Origin of the sequence: Pseudomonas sp. HY7a-MNA-CIBAN-0227, from assembly GCF_040310325.1 — a bacterium.
Lineage (GTDB): Bacteria > Pseudomonadota > Gammaproteobacteria > Pseudomonadales > Pseudomonadaceae > Aquipseudomonas.
Map to the genome: position 1 here is coordinate 1 of NZ_JBEOPT010000226.1, position 258 is coordinate 258.

1 protein-coding gene is annotated in these 258 nt (G+C 41.1%); it reads left to right on the forward strand.

Going from position 1 to position 258, the window contains the following annotated elements:
- The coding region (locus tag AAEZ06_RS27685) for an aldo/keto reductase (RefSeq protein ID WP_350617333.1) at positions 1-220 on the forward strand (220 nt) is incomplete at its 5' end.
- Between the last annotated feature and the right edge of the window lie 38 nt (positions 221-258).

The following is a 258-nucleotide window of genomic DNA, read 5'->3' on the forward strand; positions in this document are numbered from 1 at the left end:
GCATAACATCACGCCTGCACAAGTATCGTTGGCTTGGATTCTGTCAGACAAGCACCGCGTTGCTATTCCAAAGACGTCTAATCCTGACCACTTACAAGGTAACTTGGATGCAATGAAGGTGCATTTGAGTGCAGAGGAACTAGAGAAAATTGGCAAACTTGCCAGTAGTGATGGACGTAAAATCGAACATCCTGATTATTCACCTGAGTGGGACGATTGATTGACGTAAAATCGTTATATACTTAATCAATTAATAAT